General features: G+C 43.3%; 22 protein-coding genes. 12 read left to right on the forward strand and 10 right to left on the reverse strand.

The annotated features are described in order from the left end of the window. The first annotated feature begins 330 nt into the window (after positions 1-330). The 3 genes from FAM09_RS04390 to FAM09_RS04400 all read left to right on the forward strand — a co-directional run bounded on the left by FAM09_RS04390 (position 331) and on the right by FAM09_RS04400 (position 3391). Positions 331-1734, forward strand: a complete 1404-nt coding sequence (locus tag FAM09_RS04390; RefSeq protein WP_136575844.1) for a bifunctional UDP-3-O-[3-hydroxymyristoyl] N-acetylglucosamine deacetylase/3-hydroxyacyl-ACP dehydratase — start codon at positions 331-333, stop codon at positions 1732-1734. 171 nt (positions 1735-1905) lie between these two features. Beyond that, a complete protein-coding gene (lpxA, locus tag FAM09_RS04395; protein WP_243751591.1) occupies positions 1906-2769 on the forward strand; it encodes an acyl-ACP--UDP-N-acetylglucosamine O-acyltransferase in 864 nt (287 codons plus the stop codon). Next, positions 2750-3391, forward strand: coding sequence for an ABC transporter ATP-binding protein (locus FAM09_RS04400; RefSeq protein WP_136575845.1), 642 nt, complete (start codon positions 2750-2752; stop codon positions 3389-3391). Before lpxA ends, FAM09_RS04400 begins: the two co-directional genes overlap by 20 nt. Positions 3392-3504: 113 nt before the next feature. On the opposite strand, the gene FAM09_RS04405 is transcribed toward FAM09_RS04400, so the two are convergent. The 4 genes from FAM09_RS04405 to tsaE all read right to left on the reverse strand — a co-directional run bounded on the left by FAM09_RS04405 (position 3505) and on the right by tsaE (position 8361). Then, positions 3505-4755, reverse strand: a complete 1251-nt coding sequence (locus FAM09_RS04405) for a hypothetical protein (protein WP_136575846.1) — start codon at positions 4753-4755, stop codon at positions 3505-3507. Positions 4756-4972: 217 nt separating this feature from the next. Further along, the gene (locus FAM09_RS04410) at positions 4973-6232 is read right to left on the reverse strand and encodes a hypothetical protein (RefSeq protein WP_136575847.1); all 1260 of its coding nucleotides are present in this window, start codon (positions 6230-6232) and stop codon (positions 4973-4975) included. A 291-nt stretch (positions 6233-6523) separates the two neighbouring features. Then, the gene (locus FAM09_RS04415) at positions 6524-7738 is read right to left on the reverse strand and encodes an alanine dehydrogenase (protein WP_136575848.1); all 1215 of its coding nucleotides are present in this window, start codon (positions 7736-7738) and stop codon (positions 6524-6526) included. A gap of 209 nt (positions 7739-7947) precedes the next feature. Then, entirely contained in the window at positions 7948-8361 is a 414-nt protein-coding gene (tsaE, locus tag FAM09_RS04420) for a tRNA (adenosine(37)-N6)-threonylcarbamoyltransferase complex ATPase subunit type 1 TsaE (RefSeq protein ID WP_136575849.1), read from the reverse strand. Positions 8362-8501: 140 nt separating this feature from the next. Between tsaE and FAM09_RS04425 the strand changes: the two genes are divergently transcribed. The 3 genes from FAM09_RS04425 (at position 8502) to FAM09_RS04435 (ending at position 13139) form a co-directional block, all read left to right on the forward strand. Further along, positions 8502-10622, forward strand: coding sequence for a heavy metal translocating P-type ATPase (locus FAM09_RS04425; RefSeq protein WP_136575850.1), 2121 nt, complete (start codon positions 8502-8504; stop codon positions 10620-10622). 245 nt (positions 10623-10867) lie between these two features. Next, on the forward strand, positions 10868-11185 hold the full coding sequence (locus FAM09_RS04430; protein WP_243751592.1) for a four helix bundle protein: 318 nt from the start codon (positions 10868-10870) through the stop codon (positions 11183-11185). A gap of 49 nt (positions 11186-11234) precedes the next feature. Then, a complete protein-coding gene (locus FAM09_RS04435; protein ID WP_136575852.1) occupies positions 11235-13139 on the forward strand; it encodes a RecQ family ATP-dependent DNA helicase in 1905 nt (634 codons plus the stop codon). 61 nt (positions 13140-13200) lie between these two features. Here the strand turns inward: FAM09_RS04435 and FAM09_RS04440 are convergent, their stop codons facing one another. The 3 genes from FAM09_RS04440 to FAM09_RS04450 form a co-directional block, all read right to left on the reverse strand. Beyond that, positions 13201-13743, reverse strand: coding sequence for an ester cyclase (locus FAM09_RS04440; protein WP_136575853.1), 543 nt, complete (start codon positions 13741-13743; stop codon positions 13201-13203). A gap of 110 nt (positions 13744-13853) precedes the next feature. Continuing rightward, complete coding sequence (locus FAM09_RS04445) at positions 13854-15416, reverse strand: helicase HerA-like domain-containing protein (protein WP_136575854.1); 1563 nt, start codon at positions 15414-15416, stop codon at positions 13854-13856. A gap of 380 nt (positions 15417-15796) precedes the next feature. After that, complete coding sequence (locus tag FAM09_RS04450; RefSeq protein ID WP_136575855.1) at positions 15797-16168, reverse strand: co-chaperone GroES; 372 nt, start codon at positions 16166-16168, stop codon at positions 15797-15799. A gap of 223 nt (positions 16169-16391) precedes the next feature. Between FAM09_RS04450 and FAM09_RS04455 the strand changes: the two genes are divergently transcribed. Then, a complete protein-coding gene (locus tag FAM09_RS04455; RefSeq protein WP_136575856.1) occupies positions 16392-17093 on the forward strand; it encodes a response regulator transcription factor in 702 nt (233 codons plus the stop codon). 199 nt (positions 17094-17292) lie between these two features. On the opposite strand, the gene ruvB is transcribed toward FAM09_RS04455, so the two are convergent. After that, positions 17293-18339: a Holliday junction branch migration DNA helicase RuvB gene (gene ruvB / locus FAM09_RS04460; RefSeq protein ID WP_243751593.1), complete on the reverse strand. Its 1047-nt coding sequence runs from the start codon at positions 18337-18339 to the stop codon at positions 17293-17295. A gap of 121 nt (positions 18340-18460) precedes the next feature. Between ruvB and FAM09_RS04465 the strand changes: the two genes are divergently transcribed. The 3 genes from FAM09_RS04465 to FAM09_RS04475 all read left to right on the forward strand — a co-directional run bounded on the left by FAM09_RS04465 (position 18461) and on the right by FAM09_RS04475 (position 20586). Continuing rightward, positions 18461-19108: an NADPH-dependent F420 reductase gene (locus FAM09_RS04465; protein WP_136575857.1), complete on the forward strand. Its 648-nt coding sequence runs from the start codon at positions 18461-18463 to the stop codon at positions 19106-19108. A 23-nt stretch (positions 19109-19131) separates the two neighbouring features. After that, positions 19132-19416: a hypothetical protein gene (locus FAM09_RS04470; protein ID WP_136575858.1), complete on the forward strand. Its 285-nt coding sequence runs from the start codon at positions 19132-19134 to the stop codon at positions 19414-19416. Between the two features lie 87 nt (positions 19417-19503). Beyond that, complete coding sequence (locus tag FAM09_RS04475; protein WP_136575859.1) at positions 19504-20586, forward strand: DUF6688 domain-containing protein; 1083 nt, start codon at positions 19504-19506, stop codon at positions 20584-20586. A gap of 14 nt (positions 20587-20600) precedes the next feature. On the opposite strand, the gene FAM09_RS04480 is transcribed toward FAM09_RS04475, so the two are convergent. Next, entirely contained in the window at positions 20601-21311 is a 711-nt protein-coding gene (locus FAM09_RS04480; protein ID WP_136575860.1) for a peptidoglycan DD-metalloendopeptidase family protein, read from the reverse strand. A gap of 237 nt (positions 21312-21548) precedes the next feature. On the opposite strand from FAM09_RS04480, the gene FAM09_RS31375 reads away from it, so the two are divergent. Beyond that, entirely contained in the window at positions 21549-21680 is a 132-nt protein-coding gene (locus tag FAM09_RS31375; protein ID WP_262711641.1) for a hypothetical protein, read from the forward strand. A 3-nt stretch (positions 21681-21683) separates the two neighbouring features. Here FAM09_RS31375 and FAM09_RS04485 read toward each other — a convergent pair whose 3' ends face one another. Beyond that, positions 21684-22169: a hypothetical protein gene (locus tag FAM09_RS04485; RefSeq protein ID WP_136575861.1), complete on the reverse strand. Its 486-nt coding sequence runs from the start codon at positions 22167-22169 to the stop codon at positions 21684-21686. A gap of 338 nt (positions 22170-22507) precedes the next feature. Here FAM09_RS04485 and FAM09_RS04490 point away from each other — a divergent pair, with 338 nt between their 5' ends. Beyond that, positions 22508-23548, forward strand: coding sequence for a hypothetical protein (locus tag FAM09_RS04490; protein WP_136575862.1), 1041 nt, complete (start codon positions 22508-22510; stop codon positions 23546-23548). Positions 23549-23647 lie beyond the last annotated feature (99 nt).

Consider the following 23647-nt stretch of genomic DNA (forward strand, 5'->3'; position numbering starts at 1 on the left):
TAGAGGTTTTGATTTTCGGGCCCGGTATCCGGTACGGTAACAGCGTTCTTAATTCACCGTAATTATTTCTTTATTGATATGATGAATAAATTAATGGGTTGATGGTTTTACAGGCCATCAACCCATTTCGTTTAATCACTCTTGTATAAGTTTAAACATTGAGCCATGATTGCGTGTTACTGCAACCGTACAACGGCTGGCAGCGGGTACTGGACCTGGTAGGTATCTGGAAAACTATAGATGATTGGAAGAAAAACAAGTACGTCATTTTCAGTACCCTTTCGTCTTAAATGAATCCCTATCTTTGCGCATTCGTTTTAAAAAGCAAGAATGAATAATAACTTTAATCCCGATAAACAACATACCCTGCAGTCGGCTGTAAGTATCTCTGGTACCGGTTTACATACAGGAATTAATGTGGATATGACCCTGAAACCAGCCAATCCCGGCTTTGGATTTCAGTTTCAACGCATTGACCTGCCCGGACAACCGGTGATCAAAGCGGATTGCGACCTGGTTACCGATACTTCGCGGGGAACTACCCTTCAGGAAGGCGATACCAAAGTTTGCACGGTTGAGCACATCCTGGCGGCGCTTGTTGGAATGGGAGTGGATAATTGCCTGATAGAGCTGAATGGACCTGAAATTCCCATCGCAGATGGAAGTTCTGCACCCTTTGTTGAGATCATTGAAGAGGCAGGCGTGTTGGAACAGGATGCGGCCAAAGCCTGGTACAGCATCGATACCAATATTACCCACTACGATGAAAAGAAAAGGGTTGAAATGACTGCCCTTCCCTCAACAGATTATAAAGTTACCACCCTCATAGATTTTAATAGTCCGGTATTGGGCACCCAGCATGCAGGTTTAAAAACCATGCGTGATTTTAAGGAAGAAATTGCCCCTTGTCGTACTTTCTGCTTTTTGCATGAACTGGAGATGTTGCTGGAACATAATCTTATCAAGGGTGGCGACATCAACAACGCTATTGTGGTGGTTGACAAGCCCGTTACCAAAGAGGAAATGGACCGGCTGGCCAAAGTTTTTGGTCGCAAGAACATTGAAGTGAAGAATGAAGGGTACCTCAACAACCTTGAATTACGTTTTCCGAATGAACCGGCCCGCCATAAAACCCTGGATGTGGTGGGCGACCTGGCGCTGATCGGGTATCCCATTAAGGCCCATATCATTGCCAACCGGCCCGGTCATAGCACCAATGTTGATTTTGCCCGCAAGATCAAGCAATACATTAAGAAGAACAAGCATGTAAAGGATGTACCGGTGTATGACCCTGCGTTACCCCCGGTATATACTTTGCAGCAGATTGAAAAAACGCTGCCGCATCGCTTTCCGTTCCTGTTGGTTGACAAGATCATTGAACTAACCGATAAACATATTGTGGGTATTAAAAATGTGACTTACAACGAACCGTTCTTTGCAGGTCACTTTCCCGGTAACCCCGTGATGCCCGGCGTATTACAGGTAGAAGCACTTGCCCAAACAGGGGGTATTCTTTGTATCAATGCCATGCCTCCCGGAGAGTACGATACCTACTTTTTGAAGATCGATAATTGTAAATTCAAGCAAAAAGTTGTTCCCGGAGATACTATGATCCTTAAAATGGAGTTAATGGCTCCAATACGGCGTGGTATTTGCGAAATGCGTGGAACGGTGTATGTAGGCAACAAGATTGCCACCGAAGCCGACCTTATGGCACAACTGGTAAAAAGGTAATTAATTGGTTATTATACCTGAAATGGGTAATTAGCCATAAAATATATTCAGGACATAGGGGTTTATTGAACGAGTTTTGTCTATTTTAGCAGATTAATTAACATCAAACGTCAATCCATCCATAAACAGAGTTTAGGTGACAATCACCAGCAAAATCCCACCGGGGATGGGATGTCTGTAACGCCTATGAATGAATATCCTGCTACAACCCTTAAGAATGTAAATAAAATGATTCATCCGCATACTTATATTCATCCCAATGCCAAGTTAGCCACCAATGTGAAAATTGACCCGTTTACGGTGATTCACCAGAACGTGGAAATTGGCGAGGGAACCTGGATAGGAAGCAATGTTACCATCATGGAAGGCGCCCGGATAGGCAAAAACTGCCGTATTTTCCCGGGAGCTGTAATTTCTGCCATTCCACAAGACCTGAAATTTGAAGGGGAAGACACCATTATAGAAATTGGTGATAATACCACCATTCGTGAGTTTGTGACCATTCACCGGGGAACCAAAGACAGGTGGAAAACCAAGATCGGTAAAAATTGCATGATCATGGCTTACAGCCACGTTGCCCATGATTGTATCATCGGCAATAACGTGATCCTTAGCAATAACTCGCAGGTGGCTGGTCACGTTACGCTGGGCGACTGGGCAATTTTGGGTGGTATGTGCGCTGTGCACCAGTTTGTTATGGTAGGGCAGCATGCTTTTGTAAGCGGCGGGTCCTTAGTTGGTAAAGATATTCCTCCTTATATTAAAGCCGGACGTCAGCCATTGAGCTATGCCGGTGTAAACTCGGTTGGTTTAAAAAGAAGAGGTTTTACCATCGATAAGATCAATCATATTCTTGATATCTATCGCGTCATTTATAACAAAGGATTGAACACCAGCCAGGCGCTCGAACACCTGGAAGAAGAGTTCCCCGCTACCGACGAACGCGATGAAATTGTAACCTTTATTCGCGAAAGCGGTCGCGGCATCATTAAACGCTATTCAAAAAATAGTGTGGATGAAGATATCGCTGATTAATGCCGGCAAACGTTTTAACCGGGATTGGATCTTTCGTAACATTCACCAGGAGTTTATTTCAGGTTTAGCCTATGCTATAACCGGTCCTAACGGGTCGGGTAAATCTACTTTGCTGCAAGTGATTGGCGGTGCCATGATGATGAGCGAAGGGGAAGCGAAGTATGAAGCCGGAAGCCGGAAGTCGGAAATACATATCGACCAGGCGTTCCGGTATATCTCCATTGCAGCACCCTATCTTGAGCTTATAGAAGAAATGACCTTGCTGGAGTTTCTGCAATTTCACGGGCAATTCAAACCATTCCTTTCTTCCTTAAAAATACAGGATATTATTTCCGCCATTGGTTTAAAATCTGCGGCTAATAAACAGATCCGGTTCTATTCAAGTGGAATGAAACAGCGGGTTAAACTGGCGCAGGCTATTTTCAGCGATGTTCCCTGCGTACTGCTCGATGAGCCCTGCACCAACCTTGATGCGGCAGGTATTGAACTCTATCACCAACTGATACGCGATCATTGTAATAACCGCCTCGTAATTGTAAGCTCAAATGATGAGCAGGAGTATAAGTTCTGTACTGAGGTAATAAGTATTCTGGATTATAAAAGACAAGCCTCTTCTAACTAGGTACCTTCGTAGGCTGAACGCGTAACGCTGAAGGCTGAACGCTACCTAAAATTCGGCCTTCCGGGTAAAATCGAACTACCCGATATCCGGGTTGGGCGTTAAGCGTTAAGCATTTAGCGTTTCTGCATATACACATGATTGCCTATTCCAAAATGCGCTTTGTCTTTCGGGTAGAAATAAAATGCCCGGCGCATCGTAGTGCCATTATTAAACCGTAACTCAATAGAGTATCCGTTCAAAGAATAGGCGCCGGCTTCGTCTTTTTTAGTATAAGCCGAAGTAGCGATACTGTAATCAGTATAGTTAGTGCCTACACCTACACCGGTTAAAGCAAAACGGCCCAGTGTATTAAACAAAATATTCTTGCTCGAAACCGTCATCACATTCCCGCCCATAGCGGTATTGCCCGCGCCTGAAATACTGGTAAATGCCCCTTCAATCTTTTCGTTGCCTGCTGCCGGCCGTGCCCAGAACCAGTTTTTCTCCCATCTTTCCGATTTATTTCTGGCAGGCCAGTTAACGGAGATGGCATTGCCGCTTATTTTCCAGGTGCCCCATTTTTTAGGCTCCCGTTGCTTTGAAAGCGCAACATCAAATTCATAGGGACTAACAACCGGGTTACTGTACAAGCTGCCATCATTCAATAACAAATAAGGCATATACTCGCTAATAACGGCGCCCCCTACCCCATAACTATATTCCAGGTTTATTACAACACCTTTTATTTCAGTTGCCTTTAATCCCTTCACTACTTTTGGTACATTCTCATTTGCAATGCGGGGCGCAGGCGATTTTTCTGCAACAGCGGGTGGATTAACCGGCACGGGCGTATTGCTTTTTACCAAATCAACCAGGCCGGTGGTTTCAAAGGCGCCTTCCTGTTTAGCGAGTTTTCCAAAATGCATAGCGGCCGATTTCATGCAATTGGTATAGTAGGTAATATCGGGTGAGCTAAACAGTTTCGCCATCCTGTATTGCTGGTTGTTGGTGCGGTAAGCCATGTAAGCCACATACCATACTTTGCCACCTTTATCGTAGATCTTTCCTGAGTAAGAAGAAAGCGTGCTGTAACTGATATTCTTTTTGTCTTTGCTTTTTGGTAACGAAAACCCCGAGCCGCGCATATTCTTCTCAATAGAACCGGTAAACCACTCATCAAAGCTTCTTCCCTCACTCCTTTCGAGCGGCATTACTTCATATGAGAACTCTTTATTTTCATCACTGAAAACTGCGGTCGGTTTAAAAATAAAGCGCCCTTTATTTTCTTCCATTTTCCAGCCCAACATAGGCTGAACAGGAGTTTGTGCAAAAACCGTGGGAATACCCAAACCCATGATCAGGACTAAAACCAGGATATTTTTCATAGTAGGCTATTTACAGGCATTGGTCAATTTTCGGGCCACAGAAAAGAAAGGTGGATTATGAAGCCTAAAAATTTGTCACATGTTTAAAACTTTTCCATAGAAAAGTTTTAAACATGTATATGCGCCTGTAAATAAAGAGGGATTACCCGGCTGCAGGTAACCCCTCCTTATAAGCTGTTGTTCAATCAGTTCCTTAAACTTCCGGCATATGTAACGGTTAATTGCTGGTTACTTCAGCAGCAGATTGAGATTGCTTGGGCACATAAACGGAATTGCCTACACCGAAATGCGTTTTACCCTGCAGGTAAAAGTAAAAGATGCGGCGAATAACGGTGCCGTTATTAAAACGAAGCTCAATAGAATAATCATTGAGAACGTATGTACCGGCTTCATCTCTTTTGGCAAATTCAGAAGCGGGCAAGGTTGCGTTACCGTTACTATATGGGCTGGTAGTTAACGTAAACTGACCTGCGTTGTTAAATGCGAGAAACTTGGAGGCGCCCGCCTTGTCGAAGCTTTTCAAGGCATCGTTCTCAATACCATTCACCGTCATGAAAGATCCTTCGATCTTCTCTTCCTTCTGAGAAGGAGTTGCCCAGAACCAGTTCTTAAACCATTTTTCCGTTTCGTTGCGGGCTGACCATTCAACCATAAAAGAGTTATTCTTCAACTTCCAGGTTCCCCATCTTTTAGGCTCTTTCAGTTTTGACGCGGCAACATCCAGGCTGTAAGGGCTTACAACCGGTTCGCTGTAAATACTGCCATCATTCAATACGAGGTAGGGCTTGTAAACCCGTACCATTTTGCCATCAGGTGTGGTGTTATATTCAAGGTGGATTAGAATTCCATTAATTTCGTGTGAGTGCAATCCTTTTTCAGGAATATGCTCACTTTGAGTTGGGGCATGAGCTTTAGTTTCCTGTCTTGTATGCGTGGGCGTTGCTTTAACGGTAAGCTTACCAGCAGCGGCCGCAGAAGCATCCAGTTTTGCCAGTTGACCAAAATGGTCGGCAGCTGGGCGCATATAGGTTGCATAATGTTTCACATCGGGTGAACTCATTACACGGGCCATGCGGTTTTCGCTACCAGTTACCTGGTAACCAACATACGTAACGTACCAGGCTTTACCCTTCTTGTCTGTTAATTCAGTAGAAAAGGAGATTATCGTTTGATTGGTGGTAATGCTTTTCTTGCCGGTACCTGCAGGTAAGGCAAAACCTGATTGCTGTATATCTTTATCGATCGCGCCACTAAACCAGTCTTCGATTGATTGCCCTTCACCTTTTGTAACGGGCATTATTTCGTATACAAACTCTTTGGGTTCAGTACCGGTAGTTTTTCCCGGTTTAAGGATGTAACTGCCACTTTTCTCATCCATATCCCAACCTGAAATAGGCGGAACCGAATTTTGGGCAAAAGAAGTGATTTCATTAATCAGTAAGCAAAGTACTAGTAACAAATAGGGCCTTGTCTTCATAACAGGTATTTGATTCCAATTAGCAACTTTTGGGCCATAGAAAACGTGAAAAACACTATTTTATTTCGAAAATCTACGTTTTCTTATCAAGAAAAAGGCCGGCAATTGTTAATTGGGAATGCGTAAAATAATTGGAAACTCGTTAAAGTCAAATGTCCAACGTATTATTAATGGAATTTAATATTCAATAACACGCTAAAATTACGTGAGTGCTGCTCATTATCGTTTATTCGACAATAAATATTGCAACAGTGTAATGAAAAATATTTTTTTCCTTACATGCAACCTTCGTTAGCGCTGGCTTGCAATCAGCAGATTAAGATCGGTATATTTCAAGTCGAAACGTTGACTTAGATGGAAATTGGTGAGCGCACCCTTGAAAAGATATATTCCACTACGCAGGTGAACTTTATGCCATACGAGGTTTTCAAAACCGCCTTCTTCCCCTGCTTCCAGCAACAATGGCATCAATACATTACTGATAGCCTGTGAAGCCGTGCGGGCAAAGCCGGAAGGAATATTTGGAACGCAATAATGGATTACGCCATACTTCATGAATATCGGTTGTTCATGACTGGTAATCTCTGATGTTTCAAAACAACCGCCGCGGTCGATACTAACATCAATGATCACACTGCCAGGTCGCATATTGCTTACCATTTCTTCGGTAACCACTACCGGCGTACGGCCGCTTTGAGAGCCCAGCGCGCCTACTGCCACTTCGCATGTCTTCAATTGTTTAGCCAAAATGCGTGGTTCCATGACGGAGGTCCACATACGTTGGCCGATATTATTTTGTAACCGTTTCAGGCGGTATACACTGTTGTCGAATACTTTTACCGAGGCGCCCAATGCCAGGGCGGCACGGGCTGCAAATTCACCCACAATACCGGCCCCCAGAATAATTACTTTGGTTGGCGGAATACCTGAAATGCCGCCCAGCAATACACCTTTACCATGATTGGCCGAGCTGAGGTATTGCGCTGCAATGAGCATTACCGCACTTCCAGCTATTTCACTCATGCTGCGCACAATGGGTAAACTATCGCTATCGTCTTTGAGGTTTTCGAACGAGATGGCCGTAATGCGCTTTTCCATCATCTTCTGCAGGAACTCCGCCTTCATGGCCGATAAATGAATGGGCGAAATGATCACCTGGTTAAATTGCAGATGAGGCAGGTCCTCTTCTACCACCGGGGCGCTTTTTACCAGTATGGGCGCTTTATATACGGCAGCCTTATCATATACTATTTTGGCGCCGGCCTCGCTATAATCGCGATCGCGAAAATGTGCAGCTTCCCCTGCATTGTGCTCAATAACTACATTATGCCCGTTACTTACCAGTACACCCACCGCTTCGGGCGTCAGCGCTATGCGGTTTTCCTGGAACGCAGTTTCTTTTGGGATGCCAATATGCAACTGTGCCCCTTTGGGTTTTATATCCAGAGTTTCCTGAAGTGTTTCGTAACTAAAAGAAGTGCTGATGATCGGCTTTTGCTGGGACATGTAGCAGTAAATGATTTTACCCCCATTATCGGGGCCACAAGTTACAAATTTAATCGGAAGTCGGAGGGGATTTCATAGGTAAGAGCAGACGTAGGTGTTCAGAAGCCTGATGTCAACAACCGAAGTAAGAAGAAGAATGTAAGAAGAACCCTAAATTATAGCCTCACACCAAATTTTTACCTCAATCTTCGTACTTCTTACCTCCTACTTCAGACCCCAATTATCTGAATGGAACGGGTATCTCTGTCCACTACCTTAATATCTACCCTGGCCGCCTCCTCGGGCAAAATCGCTTCTGCACGGGCAGGCCATTCTACCAGGCATATATCGCCGGAATACAGGCAATCTTCCACCCCCGCCCGCACTGCTTCTTCCTCATCCCTCAACCGATACAGGTCTATATGAAAGAGCCTGCCCCCCGGGTATGTATATTCATTGATTATTGAAAAGGTAGGACTGCCCACCGTGCTAGTTACCCCTTTTTCATCGCACAAAGCATGAATAAAGGTAGTTTTGCCGGCGCCCATAGGGCCATAAAAGGCAATAACCTTACGCCCATCAACAAGTTCCCAAAACCGGCGTGCCGTTTGCCTGATATTATCTAATGTACATTGCAATTGCATAAAGACGCAAAGATAATATCATAGGCCGAAAGATAGATTTAAGTTAAAATTGCAACCCCGTGGACATATTATTGCTTTTATGCCGGGGACATATACCCATTGAGGGGTAAATTTGCACACACATAACCCCATGGATGATCATGAAAAAAGTGAATTGGAAAGTAGATGGAATGACCTGCTCAAATTGTGCGCTGACCGTTCAGCAATACCTCACTAATGAAGGAATGGACAATGTGAAGGTAAACCTGATGGGTGGTGAAGTAAGCTTTGACATCAATGGCAAAAACGAACAACAGATCATCAAAGGCATTGAATCGCTGGGTTATACTGTACAAAATGAAGGAACGGAGGCTCCCAAACGTGGTAAAAAATTATTTTCTTCCCATAAACACCGCTTCTTATTCTGCCTGGTATTTACCCTACCGCTGATGCTTCATATGTTCGACAAATGGCTCCACATTCACTGGCTGATGAATCCCTGGATACAGTTGGGCCTTTGCTTACCCGTTTATGTGGTGGGTATGGACTTCTTCGGTCGCAGTGCTATTAAAAGCATTCGGAACCGAATGCCCAATATGAACGTGCTGATAGCTATTGGCGCCACCGCAGCCTTTGTTTATAGCTTAACGGGCGCCCTGTTGAACCTGGGCCCGCAATACCTTTTTTTTGAAACCACTGCCTCTATCATTACGCTCGTATTCCTTGGCAACTTTCTGGAAGATGCGTCTATACAATCTACCCAACGGGCATTGAACAGCCTGGCCAAATCGCAAAAAGTAATGGCCAATATGATCGCCTTTGATGAACATCACCAGGAGATCATTTTCCCTATTGAAAATACACAACTACGAAGCGGCGATCTTATTCTTATTAAAAGCGGAGAACAGGTGCCGGCCGATTGCAAAATATTATCGGGCGATGCTATCGTAAACGAATCAATAATCACCGGGGAAAGTTTGCCAATTACTAAGAAAGGAAAAGACAAACTCATTGGTGGCAGTATAATCATTGATGGCATTATAAAAGCGCAGGTGTTGGCCGAAGCAAAAGATTCGGTATTATCAAACATCATTAACCTGGTAAAACAGGCGCAAAGCGAAAAACCGCCGGTGCAACAACTGGCCGATAAGATAAGTGCGATATTCGTGCCTGTAGTGCTGGCTATTGCCGTGGTTGCCTTTGCGGTGAATTACCTGTTCCTGCATGACTTTACCATTTCGTTAATGCGTAGCATAGCCATCCTCGTAATTGCCTGCCCATGCGCTATGGGCCTGGCCACACCTGCAGCCATTGCGGTAGGATTGGGAAGGGCCGCCAAAAACGGCGTATTGTTCCGCAATGCCAAAAGCCTTGAATTATTCAGGACCATAAAGCAAGTAGTGTTTGATAAAACCGGTACGCTGACTACAGGCAGGTTTGAACTGGCCAACTACCAGGTGATCGCCGATAACCTCTCAGCTGAAGAATTCAAACACATAGCATTTTCATTGGAGAAATATTCAAACCATCCCATTGCACAGTGTATAACCACCGCGTGGAAACGCAAAGACGCGATCCGGTGGACAAAGGTAGAAGAGAAAAAAGGGACCGGCATGAAAGCCACCACTGCAACAGGCGACCGTTATGTAGCGGGCTCGTTTGAAACAGCAATGCGTTTAACTACCGACGATTCGCATAATGTATATATCCTGAAAAACGATGAGTTGCTGGGCTGGATAGACATAAAAGATGAAGTGCGTCCGGAAGCTATTTCCATTGTTCAATACCTGCGCCACAGAGGTATTCGTACTATTTTATTAAGCGGTGATCGCCTGAATAAATGCAAACTATTAGCCAACTTACTGGGCATTGATGAAGTGATTGCAGAAAAAAAGCCCGAAGAAAAACTGGCTGTTATTGAAGACCTCACACTGCAAGGTCCTACCGCCATGGTGGGCGATGGCATCAATGATGCGCCGGCGCTGGCGAAAGCTACCATTGGTATTTCTTTAAGCGAAGCATCGCAGATTGCCGTTCAAACGGCTGATGTGGTGCTGATGAACAGCGGCATCAAAAACTTACCTTTGGCATTGGGGTTAGGCCGCCATACTTTTCTCACCATCAAACAAAATCTTTTCTGGGCATTTATTTACAATATCATTGCTATTCCGGTAGCCGCGTTTGGATTGCTCACGCCCACCTTTGGTGCCTTGGTAATGGGATTGAGTGATGTAGTGCTTGCGGTGAATTCGGTGAGACTGTTTGTTAAGAGAGTAGCGTAAACGGCAAACGGCAGACGTGAAACGGCAGACGGCAATCGGCAATCGTGAATCGGCAAGTCGGTAGACGGCAAACGTGAAACGGCAGACGGAAGACAGAAGACAGCAAAATACCCGGCTGGCGCCTTCGCCAAAACTTCAACACGGAAAACAAAAGCATGATATTGAATAGCATTCATAGACATTTCGAATAATATGATACTTTTGAATAAAACATGTTTATACCATTAAACCACAAAACCCTCGATGTGTATAAAGCAGCCCATGAAATGCTTTTGGAATGTTATATAATCACACGAGAATTACCTCCAGAAGAAAAATTTGTTCTCGTATCACAAATCAGAAGAGCATCATTATCTGTTAAACTAAATATTGCAGAAGGTGCATCCCGGAAATCAACAGCGGAAAGAAAACGATTTTATGAAGTTGCCCGCAGCTCTGTAGTTGAAATAGATTCCGCTGTAGAAGCTGTTGTTGATATAAAATATGTGGCTTTAGATAACTTACAAAATCTAGGAATACTATTAAACCGTTGCTTTAGTATGCTGTGTAATATGATAAGTTAATGTATTTTTCACGTTTGCCGTTTCACGATTCACGATCTGACACCTAACAATGCAGAACATTCATTCCATATTAAAAGAATATTGGGGCTACAATTCCTTCCGTCCGCTACAGGAAGAAATAGTTACTTCCGTTATGTCAGGTAAAGATACGCTGGCGTTAATGCCTACGGGTGGCGGTAAATCTATTTGCTTCCAGGTACCGGCTATGGTACAGAAAGGCTTATGCCTTGTAGTAAGTCCATTGATCGCATTGATGAAAGACCAGGTAGATAACCTGCGCAAAAAAGGCATCACCGCTTTTGCCATTTATTCGGGCATGAACCGAAAAGAAGTAATCAATATTTTTAAATTAGCCACTAATAGCAATTGCAAATTTTTATACGTTTCACCAGAGCGGTTAGAAACAAAATTATTCCTGGAATATCTTCCGGCCCTCGATATCAATCTTATTGCAGTAGACGAAGCGCATTGTATTTCGCAATGGGGGTACGATTTCCGTCCGCCTTATTTACGCATAGCCGCATTACGGGAAGAGTTACCTGGCATTCCCGTATTGGCGCTTACAGCCTCCGCTACGCCGGAAGTGCAAAAAGATATTTGCGACAAGCTGCTTTTTAAAAACCAGGCGATCTTCAGTCGCTCGTTTGAACGGCCGAACCTATCGTATAGTGTTTTCACTGTTGAATCAAAGATCAACAAGATCACAGAGATATTACAGAAAGTACATGGCAGCAGCATTGTTTATTGTAAAAGCCGAAAGCGCACAAAGGAGATGAGCGATCTGCTGAATATGCATGGCATTACAGCCGACTTCTATCATGCCGGGCTTCAACAGGAAGTACGTATGCGCAAACAAACTGCCTGGATCAATAATTCCATTCGCACCATCGTTTGCACCAATGCATTTGGTATGGGTATCGATAAACCCGATGTGCGCGCAGTGGTCCACGCCGACGTACCCGATTGCCTGGAAAATTATTACCAGGAGGCGGGCCGCGCCGGTCGTGATGAAAAGAAATCGTACGCCGTATTACTATATGACCACAACGAACTGGATGAACTACAACTGTTGCCTGATATCCGCTTCCCTTCGCTGGAAAGCATCAGGCAGGTATACGAAGCGTTGATGAACTTTTTGCAAATACCCTCCGGTGCAGGCGAAGGCAATTATTATGATTTTGACTTTACCGACTTTATAAAAAAATTTCAACTGGATGTTCACCAGGCCATCTATTCAATAAAAGCATTGGAACAGGAAGGCTGGGTATCTTATAATGAACAGATCTTTTTACCGGCCCGCATTCAGTTCATAACAGGCAAAGAATGGCTATACCAGTTTGAAAAAGATCATCCGCAACTGGAGCCATTGATAAAAACATTGTTACGCACGTACGAAGGCATATTTGATATGCCGGTAAATATTCATGAAAAAAGTATTGCTTACCTGATGCGCAAAGAAGAAGCAGTTGTTATGCGCGAGTTGAAAATACTACATGGCAATGCCATCATAGAATACATTCCCCGCAAAGATAGTCCGCAGTTATATGTTATGCTGAACCGGGTAAGAGCAGCCACCCTGTACATAGATATGGCCGGTTATGAAAAAAGAAAGCAACAGTTCATAGAGCGGATAAAGAAGATGATGGCGTATATCCGTGGCAACAAGCAATGCCGCAGCCAATATATCGCTTCTTACTTTGGTGATCAAAAAACAAAACCATGCGGCATTTGCGACAATTGCCTGCAACGAAAAAATCACGGCTTGTCCATTACTGAATTTGAAACCATAGCTCAAGCTGTTTTTTCCGTTATTCAACTACAGCCGGTACAAGGCGAAAGACTACCCCACCAACTGCCCGATATTAAAAAAGAAAAGTTGTGGAAAGTGCTCGACTTCTTACAAACTGAAAATAAGATCTACATAGATAAAGAAGGTTATGTAAAGCCGGTTTAATTAAAAAAGCCCGGATGATAATCTATCACCCGGACCTAATAAACTTTCACAAAACGATTGATCATTTTTTAGGCGGCGTCATTCCTACCTGCCCCATCATGGTATTGGGCGACTGAATGTTGTGGTGCTCAGTAATCTGACCGGCATCATTCAATTTGAATATATCCACATCCTTCAATTTATACGATTTGTTGGTGGCTTTCATACCCATGAAATCATTTTTAAAGGTACCGCTCCATTCACCCCACACCATTACCCAGTCGCCATCGGCTACATACTTAATGTCCTGGCCTTTATTATCAGGAAAAGCGTTCACCCATTGTTTTACCATATTCATAATACTATCCTTTCCTTTGATAGCCGGCATACTGCCATCGTTATAGTCAACGGCATCGGGCGCTACATCTTTAAAAGCTTCATCTACATTTTTTGCGATCATAGCCTCCATGCTGGCCATGACTACTTTTTTGTTGCGTTCCTCTTTGTCTTCAACCATGGTTGTGTCAGTCTTTGCGCCCTCAGTGCCTTCTGTCTTGTTGGTAGTAGTTTCACAGGCTGTAATAATAGCGGTAGATACTGCAAGCAATAGAAATACTTTCTTCATAATTCTTGTTTTAAATTAAAGAATAAATATTCCGGGCGTACGCATTGGCGTAAGGTTGGGCTCACGGAAACAATAGAAGATACGGTATGTTCGCTGCAAAACAGTCCTTATCAGAACCAGCTACCTGATTTACGATGAGACGAACTCTTTCCACCCAAACCCAATGCACCCAGCAGGCTGCGGGTAATAACACTGGCGGCGGTACGACCTATTTGTTTTGTAACAGGGCTTTCGAGCACTTTTTCCAGGGTTGATTTTTCTTCTTTTGATGACCTGGTTGGTTTTTTATCTTCTTTTTGTTGCTCGGATCTTTGGGCTGCTTCTTCCAGTTTTGCGGTTAAGATCTCGCAGGCGCTTTCCCTGTCTTCTGCGTCGGCATATTTTTTAATCAGCTTCGATTGACTGATCAGGTTATCCATTTCAGTATCGGTTAAAACATCCATTCGCGAACGGGGAGGAACGAGCATTGTGTGTACCAGGGGGGTGGGAATCCCTTTTTCATTCAGGGCAGTGATCAATACTTCTCCAATACCTAATTGGGTAAGCAACGATTCTGTTTTATAATATTCGGTCTCGGGATAATTTTCAGCAGCCTGTTTTATGGTCTTTCTATCAGCAGCGGTGAAAGCCCGCAAGGCATGCTGCACTTTCAACCCCAACTGACTTAATATTGCGGCAGGAATGTCCTGTGGGTTTTGCGTACAGAAGAAAATACCTACCCCTTTTGAGCGGATAAGTTTTATGACCGTTTCAATTTGTTGCAACAAAGCATCGGTAGCTTCCTGAAATACCAGGTGCGCCTCATCAATGAACAATACCAGCTTAGGTTTGTCAACATCACCCGCTTCCGGCAAGGTTGCATACAGCTCGGCCAGCATTTGCAACATAAACGTGGAGAACAGCTTGGGCCGGTTTTGCATGTCCGTTACCCGAAGTACATTTATGATACCACGGCCGTCATCGGCAATGCGCATGAGGTCGTCAATTTCAAAAGAAGGCTCGCCAAAGAAAAGATCGGCTCCCTGTTGTTGTAATTCTATTACTTTACGCAGGATGGTACCGGTACTGGTAGTGGCAATTTTTCCGTAAGCCTGCTCTATTTCTTTCTTACCCTCATTGCTTATGAACTGAATTACCTTCACAAAATCTTTCAGATCGAGCAAAGGCATTTTATTATCATCGCAATATTTAAAGATCAGGGATACAATGCCCTCCTGTGTATTGTTAAGGTCCAGGATCTTTGATAATAAAATAGGACCAAATTCGCTTACTGTGGCGCGCAGGCGTACACCTTTTTCATTGCTCAGGGTCATCAGCTCAACCGGAAAATGAGCGGGCTTATATTCGCCACCGATCTTAGCCAGGCGTTCTTTGATGTTCTTATTTTCAGTACCGGCAGCTGCAATACCACTTAAATCGCCTTTAATATCCATCAACAAAACCGGTACGCTGGCGTCGCTTAATGCTTCGACGATCAGTTGCAGGGATTTGGTCTTACCGGTACCGGTAGCACCAGCGATCAGCCCATGCCGGTTCATTGTTTTTAATGGGATGTGCGCATCTGCTCCCGAAAGCACTTCGCCATCCAATACTGCCGTCCCTATGCGAAAAGATTCTCCTTTAAAAGTATAGCTCTCCTTAATTAACTGAACGAAGGCATCCTTATTAGGCATATTCGAATTTTATGGCAGAAAGATACATGTTTACCGGCAATCAACAAGGTTGGGAAGTGAACAGATTATATTTTTTGCGGAAGTGTGAGCGGCAGGCGGGATATTACATAATACTCTGAAAGTAAACACTTTAATAAAGTTCAAAATGGCTATTATCAAGTTTCTGTTACAGGTTTCAGGTTACAGGTTACAAGGGAAAGCACATTTTCATCTTGAACAATATCCTCTCTGCAACCTGCAATTTGAAATATGCAACGGCATTTTATAAGCACATTAACTTACGTTTTCACGCTAAAACAAAAGGAGCCATCTGCTACCGGGCAGACGACTCCTTATTAATCATTTGTGCGGACGTTTAATTAGCATAATAGCTAATTGGCTTACATCTCTTCTTCTCTTTCTAACATCAATATCGCACTTTGCGGAACGATATAGTATTTATCATTTTCGTACAACACTTCGGTAGCGCCACTTAGCAGAAAGATCGCCAGGTCGCCTTCTTTCGCCTGTAAAGGCACATATTTAACCTGTTCATCGGAGCTTTTCCAGGTTTCTTCTTCTACCGGCATGGGAATAGCATATCCAGGGCCTGTTTTTATTACATACCCCTGCTGTACTTTTTCACGTTCCTGTACCCCGGGCGGCAGGTACAACCCGGTTTCAGTACGTTCATTGGCTTTAGCGGGACGGATCAATACTCTGTCGCCAATGACAATAAGCTTTTTGAATTTGTTATCAGTTGTCAAACGCATATAACCATTATTAAAGCGTAAAATTAACCAATTAACGGTTCATACTTGTTATTTGCCCTTCAACCGGCACCCGCTTTCGTGCTCAAACGCCGAAGCTCTGGCTCAATCGGCCAAGGCTACAGCGGGCAAGCACCGGGATTATTAACAAAAAATTACGCGGCGATTGCCGGTTATGGCAAATGTTTTAACTTTATTTACACTATCGAACTAAATCTACATCACAATGGAAGGAAAGAAACCTAAAATTTTATTATGCGAGGACGACCAGAACCTAGGAATGGTGTTGAAGAATTACCTGGAGTTGAATGATTTTGATGTGACGCTGGAACGTGACGGTCGACTTGGCCTTGCCGCATTTCAACGCGAAAGATTTGATCTTTGCCTGCTTGATATAATGATGCCTCACATGGATGGCTTCACCCTGGCGGAAGAGATCCGCGATGTTGACCCGGATATTCCATTATTCTTCCTGAGCGCCAAAACCATGAAAGAAGATATCATTCAGGGTTATAAACTCGGCGCCGATGATTACATTACCAAGCCGTTCGACAGTGAAGTGCTGTTGCTGAAAATAAAAGCCATTCTGAAAAGGAATGAAGAAGTGAATAAAGAACAGGAGAATAAAGAATACGACCTGGGCGAATATCACTTCAATCCCAAATTGCGCGAACTAAGCCACAACGGGAAAACACAAACATTATCACCAAAGGAGAATGAGTTGTTGAAAATGCTGTGCGAGCATATGAACGACCTGTTACCACGTGAACAAGCCCTCAAAAAAATATGGGGCAGCGATACGTATTTCAATGGCCGTAGTATGGATGTGTATATTGCCAAATTGCGCAAATACCTGAAAGACGATGACAGTATTGAGATCGTGAACATTCACGGTAATGGTTTCCGCCTGGTAGTGCCGGTGGCGTAAAGAGTTGCCAGTTACCGGTTACCAGTTTCCGGGCCGGTTAAAATATTAAACGCTGAGTATATAGTGTGAAACCATATACTCAGCGTTTTTCGTTATTGTTTATTACTTATTGTAAATTGGTTATTACAAATTGTATATTACGGCTGTATTCTGTATTGGCTTTGGCTTGCAGCGTGTAGCTTGTTTGTAGCTTTACTTCTTACTCAAACAATAAATTAGCGCCGCCGCTTCCGGGTGCTTTTCTTCCCAGGTGCTCATACGCTTTATGCGTTGCTTCACGCCCACGAGGCGTACGTTTAATAAACCCTTCCTGAATTAAGAATGGTTCGTATACTTCTTCCAGTGTACCGGTTTCCTCCCCTACAGCCGTAGCAATGGTAGTAATGCCTACCGGGCCGCCTTTGAATTTATCAACGATGGTTAACAGAATGCGGTTATCCATTTCATCTAACCCATGCTCATCAACATTCAATGCTTTCAGGCCATGCTGCGTTATACCCAGGTCAATAACGCCATTACCCAACACCTGCGCAAAATCGCGCATGCGGCGTAACAAGCCATTGGCAATACGGGGTGTACCCCGACTACGCCGGGCAATTTCACCGGCAGCATCGGACGTAATTTTAGTTCCCAGGATGCCGGCAGAACGTTGAATGATCCTCTGCAATGTATCGGCCGTATAATATTCCAACCTCGATTTAATAGCAAAGCGCGACAACAGCGGAGCCGTTAACAAACCACTGCGTGTGGTTGCGCCAATCAGGGTAAACGGGTTAAGCGTCAGCTGTATGCTGCGCGCGTTTGGACCGCTATCGATCATAATATCGATGCGGTAATCTTCCATAGCCGCATACAGGTATTCTTCCACTACCGTACTCAGGCGGTGTATTTCATCGATAAACAATACATCCCGGTTTTCGAGGTTGGTGAGCAGACCGGCCAGGTCGCCGGGCTTTTCAATCACAGGACCGCTCGTTTCCTTTATGTTTACACCCAGCTCATTGGCCACTATGCGGCTGAGCGTGGTTTTACCCAAACCGGGCGGGCCATGGAACAGGATATGGTCCAGCGCCTCACCGCGCATTTTAGCTGCCTTAATAAAAATGGTAATGTTTTCGATGATCTGACCCTGCCCCGAAAAATCAGTTATTTCCCGGGGACGGATATTATTTTCAAACTCTTTATCCGCCGCGCTAAGCGTTTCCTTGTTGTTATTTAAGTTGGGATTGGCCATTTGTTTGGACATCTTTGTAAAACTACACAAATGTAAGCGAGTAATTCCAACATCCACACAAACACAAAATTCACTAACTTAATACAGCACTATAATTTACGCTTACATAATTTTTTCATACCAAAACTGATTTATGAAAATAGGCATCATTGGCTCCGGCGCAGTTGGCCAAAAACTGGGCACTGCCTTTTTAGCTGAGGGACATGAAGTCATGCTGGGTACCCGCAACCCCGGCAAAGAAGAAGTAAAAAAATGGAAGAAAGAAAATCCCAAAGGCCAAAGCGCCACCTTTGGTGTAACGGCACAGTTTGGCGACATCCTGGTACTGGCGGTTGCCGGGTCAGTAGCCGAATCGGCCATCAGGCTGGCAGGCACTTCGCACTTCAACAATAAAATATTGATAGATACTACCAATCCCATAGCCGCAGGCGCACCACAAGATGGCGTACTATCTTTTTTTACCGATCTGAAAGAATCGCTGATGGAAAAGCTGCAACGGCAAATTCCGCAGGCCAAACTGGTAAAAGCATTCAACAGCGTAGGTAATGCGCAGATGTATAAACCCACTTTAAAAGGCGGTCCGCCCACTATGTTCATTTGCGGCAACGACGAAAACGCCAAAAAGACGGTGACCAATATATTAACTGACTTTGGCTGGGAAACAGCCGATATGGGAAAAGCCACTGCCGCCCGTGCTATTGAACCTTTATGCATTTTGTGGTGTATACCAGGTTTTCTGCAAAACCAATGGACGCATGCGTTCAAACTATTGAAGGTGTAAGGTAGAAGGTTTACCTTTAGCCCATGAATTTCGAAACCTTTCACCAAAGCTTACAAACGAATACGCCGCCTGCTACCAGTAATGTGTATCTGCAATCGCTATGGCACGATGCCAAAGGAGATTGGGACGAAGCCCATACCCTTATTCAGGACCTGACCGATAAAACGGCAGCCTGGATCCACGCTTACCTGCACCGCCGTGAGGGCGACGTTTTTAATGCCAACTACTGGTACACCAAAGCCGGTAAACGCATGCCTGGTTACTCTCTTGAACAGGAATGGGAAGAGATTGTGAAAGCAATGTTATAAACGCATATCAAAACGGCAAAGCCTTGTACAAGTGGGTCACTTGAGTATTTTTATACTTCAATAGAACATTTTATCCTATTAATGCCCATGGAGCTTTTATTATTATTCCCCATAATTATTTCAAACTTATTTGTTGTAATAAGTCGTTTTTATTTCCTGCATACCGGCAAACAGCTATTTGGAAAAGCATTCCTGGTAGTAGAAATTTTTTCAATAGTTCTCAGCCCTCTATTTTTTCTTTTTTTAGCTGATATAGGACATATCAATGATTGCTGCTTCGAAAATGCAGTGTTTTCACCCGAACACCGGGCATCTATTTATACATTGATCTTTCTTTGCCTGGTAGCTTACTTTTATTCAGGATACCGGAAAGCTATTGCTACACCAGTTGTTGAAATTATCACCAATTCATTATTGATAACAGGCATAGTATTGAATATATTAATGTTCATTCATGAAGAAATAATAGTGACAATCATTGGTAATACACCTATAATTTTTCTGTTTATATTAATGCTGGTTAAAAACCAACGGCTTCTGATAGAGCATATTCAACAAATGGAAATTGAACCCCGTAATAGTCTTGAAGGGTTCGCGTTGAAAATATTATTGCTAAAGCCCTTTGCCAAATTTTCGGTACTATTTGTGCTTTGCCTTCCTTTACTGGCCATCATCACAGGAATACTATTACTGTTTGGCCAGAAACCCGACTCCATGATCAGGGCATTTACAGATACATACAAACATGGTTTTTCACAACTTGATTACATGTGTGCAAACGTAGATTGTGGAGAGCATTTTTTATGTTCGGTGGCGGCTAAAGGGCATAAAGACTTTGTAAAACCTACCCGTTTAGGTATCAGGAAAGAACGGCTAATTCTTTGTAACAGGCAGTTGCTTGTATCCAATGCTTTTGAAGATCTTTTACAGCACAAATTACCTTTTCTGCATAAAACCATCCGGCGTAACTATAATCGCGTTGGCAATCTCATTCATCGCCATTATACTATCTTCAATAACAAATGGGTATGCGACGTTGTGTATGTAATTATGAAACCGGCAGAATGGTTCTTTCTATTGGTACTTTATACCTTCGACAGGAACCCCGAAAACAGGATTGCCAAACAATATATAAGCAGCAATCACCGGCAGCAACTGGAAAGCCAGTGATATTCTTCATCGCATCACTTTCCTATGTGCTTATTCAATTGTAAAATAAGATCCGGGTCAGGACAATTGGCGAGGTATTTTAATCTTTCAGAGTATTTGCATACCCCGGGATAATCGCCTTCTTTTAATTCCATATCGAGGATGATCTGAAAATGAAGATGTGGTGGCCAGTGACCGTTTTCATGCAGTTCACCAAAATGACCAATGGTTTGACCTACAGAAATATATTGTCCGGATGAAAGAGGTTGAATATCGCGGAGACTTAAATGCCCGTACAATGTATAAAAAGGCATCCCATCCAGTTGATGCAATAAAATTAACGTTGCGCCATAGTCGCCAAATTGGTCATTGAATGCAAAACTGTGTACCATTCCCCCCAAAAATGCATACACAGGTGTACCAGCAGGACCCCAGATATCAACGCCCAGATGCAAACGACGCGGCTCTTCGCCAGGAGTTGCGCCATTGAAGACTTCGCTGATACTATAAATGGTCCTGTGTTCAGCATAACCACCTATGCCATACCGGGAGTTGGTTGCTTTTAGTTTCTGTTGAATGTAATTACTAAAAACATATTCATCGCCTAAAATAGCTGGCGTCAATTCTTTGTTTTGCTGCGTGAAATCAAGCGGAAGCAATCGATCCGATTCCGGTATAAAATCCACAACGCGGTGATATATAAACTGATACTTGCGGATGATATTTTCAAATGTACTCTGCTCCAAAAGCTGAATGAATTATAATACGCTAATAATCAGGCTACTGCTAAAAAAGAATTTTTTAATCACGCGACGCCTGATTGCTAATATACAATTATCTCCTTAATAATCAATCTGTAGTAATTAGAGCATAGGTAAATGGGTATGTAACTTTTCAACAAAAAATAAATTTTACCCTTTAGCAGGGCATCAAATTATAAAATGGCATAATTTCTGACTATTTATCCTATAAAAATGAAGGGTATGGATACGTGGATGATTATATTTTATATGATACTGGCGGCTACTATTGTATCATATGCCATTCTGATGAACTATAAAAAAGATCGGAATGAGTTTATGGGCGACCAGGAGGATTCGAAAAAGAGTCATTGATCTTTACTCCATATTGGTATCAATTTCCTGTTCCTCTGGCAACAATTCGCTGTAATCAATTTCAATGTTATTGATCAATTTCTCTTCCAGCATATTCGCCATGGTATCGAAATACAGGATCACATGATCCCGTACATTTCTTTTCAACCATCTAAAGCCGCCGGGTAACCGGTTCAACACATCACGATCTTCGAGATATTCAATATTATGAATATCCGTAGGGGTTAGTCCCAGTTGTTGCAACTTTGCCAATAATAAATTGACAGGAGCATTGGTAACCGGACAACTTTCCTGCGCGAGTTCTGTCCATTCGCCGATGCCGGTATGGGCATAAGTAACAATCTCTTCTTTCGTTAATTGAGTAGTGGCCTGCAATAAATGTCCGCAATTGCAGGCACCATGATGTCCCCAGGCATAATAATTGCCATTTACCAGGCCGGCGGCCGCTTTACGCAGGCCCTCGATCAATGCTGTATTTGGATGTGCCATATTGCAAATTTGCTAATAAATTTAAATCAAATCACAAGAACCAAATTCCGGGAACCCAAAAAGCAAATCCTAAGCAGCAAGAATCAAATAATAAATACAAAATGCCCAAATCTTAAAACCATTGTGATTTGAGAATTGGAAATTATTGGATCTTGAAATTTTAGATTTCTCCTGGAACTTGTGATTTAAGATTTCCATAAGGATTTGTCATTTGAGATTTGGGATTGGGGATTTGGTTAACGGATAAACCCAATTCCAGTCAATTCGTTAATTAAAATTTCTACAAAATATAACCCTGCATAGGGCGTTGTAAATAATAACCAGCAAAATCAATTGCCTTGAAAACATGTATCGCACTTCTTTTAAGCCTGATGCTTTGTGGCATTCTTCCTGTTCTTACGCATGCTCAAACAATTACGGGCGCCTGGAAAGGCAAGATCGGTTCGGCCCATACCGAATTGAAACTCATTAAAAAAGGCGATAGCCTGCTGGGCACGTCGTATTATTACACTTCCCGCAGTAATTACATCCGGTATGCGGTAAAGGGATATTTCGATCCCAACAGCAACAGCGTGATATGGTGGGATGAAGCTATGCTGGAAGACCGCCTTTCGGGTAAAATGTTTGGTGATAAGGAAGCGCTGCTATCCGTGGCGGATTTTAATTGCCCGGGCGAAAAAACCATGATGCTGGATGGAGAAAGCACCGAACGCGATAATAAAAACAAACCTAAAGGCACGGTAGCCCTGCAAAAAATTACCTCCTCAGGTTTTCACGATGAATGGGATTTTGTAATTGAGAATTATATCTATGGTGCTAATGATCCCGAGATCATTGATAGTATTGCCCGGCTACACCTGGTGACGAATGAGGTTACCGAAGAAAAGGAAAGCAGTCTGGAAAGCACCACAATTAAACCGGTGGCTAAAAATAACTCATCCATTGCTGTTACAGGCCCGCCAATTGTAGAAAAGAAAAAACCTACTCCCACGCCGACCACAACAGCACAACAAAAATTTACCAGTCGTGAAAAGAAACTGGCTACCGTAATTCCTATTATAGGCGACAGCATTGAATTGCGCTTTTATGATAATGCGGTAGTAGATGGCGATTCTATTGCTGTTTTTATGAATGACAAGATGGTGTTTGAGCATGTGCGGTTAAACAATAAACCTTACACACTTACTCTTTCGGTGAATGATCTGTCAGAGGATAATGAAATGGTGATGGTAGCCGAAAACCTCGGAACCATTCCGCCCAACACGTCGTTAATGGTAGCTATTGTTGATGGTAAACGCTATGAAGCCCGTTTGGAAAGCACGGAGAATAGCAGTGCGTTAATACGATTTATTAAACAAAAGAAAAAAGCGAGTCGCTAAAATAGTGTTAGGGGCAGGCTGCACGCTTCAAGCTGCAAGCTGCAAGCAGAAATACAGGTTCCGGCTTGTGGCTTGTAGCTTGAGGCTTGTAGCTTTTTC

Origin of the sequence: Niastella caeni, assembly GCF_004834005.1 — a bacterium.
GTDB lineage: Bacteria > Bacteroidota > Bacteroidia > Chitinophagales > Chitinophagaceae > Niastella > Niastella caeni.